Origin of the sequence: Caballeronia sp. GAFFF2, from assembly GCF_023631485.1 — a bacterium.
GTDB lineage: Bacteria > Pseudomonadota > Gammaproteobacteria > Burkholderiales > Burkholderiaceae > Caballeronia.
Window position 1 is genome coordinate 1 of record NZ_JALQDA010000068.1, and the last position, 4,812, is coordinate 4,812.

Sequence of the window (4,812 nt, forward strand, 5' to 3'; positions counted from 1 at the left end):
GCGGTCGCGAGCCGCCCGCGCGCGTCGTAATAAAAACTCTCGGTCGCTTGCTTGCCGATCGTGCGCGCGGTGAGCCGTCCCATCGGGTCGCGCTCGTAGCGCGTCTCGACGCCGGCTTCAGTCGATGCCACCAGCCGCCCGGCATCGTCCCACGCATAGGCGACGCTGCGCCCGTCGAACCCCGTCTGCTCGATGACCTGACCGAGCGCGTCATAACGAAACTCGGTAGATTCGTGGTTCTCGTTGTTCAGCGTGGTTAGCCGCCCCTGCTTGTCGTAGCGGTACGCGACGCGGCCCCAATCGTCGCCTTTCACGTCGGTTTGGCGCACGCTCAACTGATTTAGCGCGTCGTACCAATACAGCGTTTCAACGCCCGCGCCATCGCGGTAAGCAACGAGGTTGCCGTTGCCGTCCCAGCGAAACTGTTCCTCGACGCCATCGGCGCGTGTGATGGTCTTGATCTGCCCGCGCGCGTCACGCCGGTAGCGGGTTTCATGGCCTTCGGCGTCGGTTATGTGTGAGAGATAGCCGCGTTCGTCGTAGCCGTAATGCGTCGCGTTGTTCGAACAGTCCGTCGCTTGGGTCAGCCGTCCCGCAGCGTCATAGCTGAACTGCTTCACGCCGCCCTTGGGGTCGGTCAGCGCGGTCAGGCGCCCCTTGCTGTTCCAAGCGTATTGCGTGGTGCGGCCGGCCGGATCGGTGACGGACATGGGCCGCCCGAGCGCGTCATAATCGGTCGTCGTCACGTCGCCGATGGCGTCGGTTACTTTGACCGGCAGACCAGCGGCGTTGTACTCGGTGCGCGTGGTCATCGAGAGCGCGTCGGTCACGGCCGTGACGCGCCCCTGACCGTCATACTCGAAGCGCTGAATTTGCCCCAGCGCGTTCTTCATGCTGACGAGCTGGTTGTTCTCGCTCCAGTTAAACGATTCACTCGTGCCATCGGGATGCTCGACCAGCACGATACGGTTATGTTGGTCGTAGCGGTGAATCGTGCTGTTGCCCTCGCCGTCCGTGACCTTGGTGTACCAGTGCTCGCGGTGGTACTCGAAACGCGTGTCTTGCTTCGGTGCGAGCTCATGGATATTTATCTCCCGGTCGATCACCTCGTCCTTGGCAATCCATGTGCGCACGCAGCGCGCTTGCGCGGACGTGTGCGCGTCTGCGCCACGGGCGTCCCATTCGAGGTTGGCCGGGTTGCCGTTGAAGTCGGTATAGCGCGTGAGCAGGTGATGCTGATAGACGTACTTGCGCACGTAGCCGAGCACGTCGCGGTGCTCGGTCAGGTCGCCCTCGGGACTATAGGCATAGCGGGCGATTGCTTCGTCCGCGCTCCCGAGCAACCCGATCCGGTAGATAACCGCGACGCGCCCGTTCTCGTAGTCGATGCGGATCGTGTTCTCCGCGCCGTCCGTCATGCCCGTCAGTTCGTCCTTAGAGTTGTAGGACAAGGTCAGACCGAGGCCATCGCGGCCTATGCGAGAGATAAGCCGATAACGTGAACCAGCAAGGGTGCGGCTCTGTTCGTAACGTTCGCGCGATCCGTCCGCATAGGCAAGCTCCACGCTGCGCGCATTTGGACGGCTCACCGTCAACTGTTCCGTCGGCACCTCGACCGAATCGCCGATCGCAACTTTCGGCAAGGGCACGGCGCGCGCGTCCGGGTCGAAGAACGTAAGCACGCCGTCGCGCTGTTCGAGCGAGAGGTGATACGGACTCGTCCAGCGTGCGCCGAGCGCGCTGTCGTCGTAAGCGGCAAGGCTTGACCGATAGCGCCGCGTCCACACGATCGGCGCGACGCCGTCGAGCGCAAAGTCGGTTTGTTCGAGGTTCTCGTCACCCATCACGAGGTCGACGGGTTTGCCGGTCTTGGTAACGGGGCAGCCGCAGCCGTCCTTAGCGGGCACGTCGCTCGCCTTCGCTCCTTTCTGCGTGTGCTCGGTATGCGTGCCGGGCTTGACGTGCGGTTCGTGCATCGTGCCGGGGGCGGCGTGCGCAACATGCGAGGGCGTGCTGCGTGCCTTGCGGAACTTGATCTCCTCGCCAATCTGCGCGGCCATGAAGATCAACGAACCTGCCGTCGCCGCATCGCCGAACGCGCGCCTGAGCATGGCGTCGCGATTGCGGTCGAATTCATCGAGCCACTTAAGAATGGTCGTGCGCTGGCCGGATACCTTCAGCAACTGATCGATGCCGTGCAGCGCGATCGTCTCCCCGGACGGGACCCACGACAAAAAGCCCTCGTTGTGCTTGATGCGGCCCATTTGTTCAGCCGCCGAGACCGGATTCTCGACAAAGCGGCGCACCATGCGCGATGCGTCGGAGATGCCGCGCGAGATTTCTTCGCGCCACTGCGTGAGCTTCTGATCGAGTTTCTCCATGAACGCGACCGCGTCGCCGCCCGCCGTCGCCCAGAACAGGTCAACCAGCACGGAGGCCGCCGCGCCCTTGGCAAAGGCAAGGAGGACTTCCTTGACGACCGCGCGCATCGGCCGGCTGGCATTGCCCGCCGCCGGAATCACGCCGATAGCGTCAATGGCGAGAATGCCCCAGCTCGTCAGGCTACTGGCCTTCTCGGCGCTGCTGCAAATGCCATAGATGTCGGTCCCGACGTCGTACAGCGACATCGCGTTGCCGACCACCGGCAACATGTAGAGGCACTGAACGAATATCTCGTGGCTGTGATTCTCGACCGATTCGATGCCCAACTGCGTCAGGTTCGGCGTCGTCTTCGGCGCGGGATTCGCGGGCGTGATGTCGTAACTGATGCGCCGCCGTTCTTCAGCGTTCTGTTTAATGCCTTGCGGTATTTGACGCGGGGCGGGTGCTGCGGGTGTGTCCGTTGCTGCCATGTTTCTGTTCGTTGTTGTTGTGTTGACTATGAGGTTGGGCGGCGGGTCAGGTCGAAGTCAGCGACTTGGCAAGACTCGGCATCGGCGCGTGCTCTGCCGAACTCGCCGCGGTGCGAACGGCCGTCTGCGCCGCCGCGCTTGCGCCGCCCGAGACGGCGGCACGCGCCAAGGCGGGCACCTGCGAGGCGAGCGCTTGAAGCGCTGGCGGAGCTGCTGCCTGAGTGAGCGCCTGCGCGGCGCTCGCCATGGCCGCGCCCGTCAAGCTTGGCGGTGCGGCTTCGGTCTCACCAGGCGTGCTCGGGTCCGTTGGTGTTTGCGGCGCGTTCTTCGGCTGCGCCCACTTGCGCTTGTCGCTTTGCAAGCCGTAACCATCCTCGAAGTACTGGATATGACCGCCCCCGCGCGGGACGTCAGTCAGCATCCCGCGCCCGTTTTCATCGAGCTTTCCTGTGCGCGACGAACCGTCCGGGAAGCCGACCCGATACCATGCGTTCTTCACTGGCTGGCCGTTGGGATAGGCGTGCCATAACTGCATGCCGACCGGCTCCTGCTTGGGCATCAACGGCAACGCGTTCTGTTTGGTTGCCGACTTGCCGATATGCATCGGCCCCTTCAGCAGGATGTCGTGGGGGCTGCCTATCTCCACGCCCGTATTGGTCAGCTTGACGTATGAGCCACCGCAGTAGAGCGTCAGTGCGGTCTTGGCGGTGAGCGTGATGGCGTCCTCGGTGCTTGCGATCGTCACGCCCTTGAGCGCGGCGAGATTGAGTGCATCGCCTTGCGCCTGTACGTCCACCTTGCCTTCCGCGGCGGTGACTTTGACGCCCTGCGTGTTCGCGAAGAGCGACACCGCATTGCCCGCCGCGACCGTGTAATTGCCACCGATCGCCGCGTCGGCATTGCCGCCCGTGGTGGTGAACAGATGCCCGGCCGCCGAGAACTGCATGTGCTCGCCGCTCGTGAGCGCCACACCATGCGGAGCCGACGCCAGCAGGACCGCCTGCTGCAAGTCCTTGAGTTGCGTTTCAAGAAGCGTCTTCTGTGCCTCGCAGTCGGCGACCACGGCTTGTGCCTTCTTGACCGCTTCGGAAAGACTTTGCATGCGCGCTTGTGCCGTCTGCAATTGCGCGAGCGCGGCCGACATATCGAGCGCCTGAGCGCCTGCACGCGGCTGTTTGTCAGCGCTCAGGAACAGACCCTTGCCGCCGCGCAACGAACCCCAATCGTCCGAGCGCAGTTCGAATCCTTCGCCGCGCTTCTTTCTCTCGGAATCGACCAGATAGCCCATGTTCAACTGGGTCTTGCCGCCGTACTCGGTCGAGAGCTTGATGCCTTCCTTGCCGCGTTCGTCTTCCAGCCTGAGCTTGTTATTGCTGCTTGTGCGCATGACGTTGCGCGTGTCCCAGCCGTCGCGCCCGATCACGAGGTCGGTTGCCTGACTGTGATGATGGACATGGGCGATGTAGGGGAACCGGGGGTCGCCTCCGATAAACGCGACGCCGGCCTCCGTCTCGCGCAACAGCGGAAAGTGAAAGCCCGTCTGGTTCGCCCCGGCGAACGGCTTGGCCAAGCGTAGCGGTACGCTTTCGCCACCTTGCGGCCAGTCATCGAAGTCGAAGTCAAAGCGCACCGTGTAATGGCCTTGCGCATTGGGCTGGGCGTACTCTGTTTCACTGCGCGTGGTAATGCGCGCCGAGAGCGTGCCGGCGATCTTGGGCCAGTTCGCTTCGTCAAGCGGTAGACGATAAGGCCGGTCGCACGGAATCGCCTTGAACGAGTTGAAGTAATCCCGCTCGCGGCTTGCTTCGTGAATGACCTCGGTCATCAGCAAGCCATGCGGCGCGTCCGGCAACGTCTCGTCAACCCGCACCACGAGCCCGGCATGCAGGTCGTGGTTGGTGCTTTTGCCGTCGAACCTGATTTGCTGCGAGAGCGCCGCCTCATGGCGCAAACGCGCTTC

The 4,812-nt window shown here is 63.4% G+C and carries 2 protein-coding genes; both read right to left on the reverse strand.

Going from position 1 to position 4,812, the window contains the following annotated elements:
• The coding region (locus NCT04_RS34015; RefSeq protein WP_250470218.1) for a DUF6531 domain-containing protein at positions 1–2,852 on the reverse strand (2,852 nt) is incomplete at its 3' end.
• 46 nt (positions 2,853–2,898) lie between these two features.
• Positions 2,899–4,812: DUF2345 domain-containing protein (locus NCT04_RS34020; RefSeq protein ID WP_250470225.1), on the reverse strand; the 1,914-nt coding region annotated here is incomplete at its 5' end.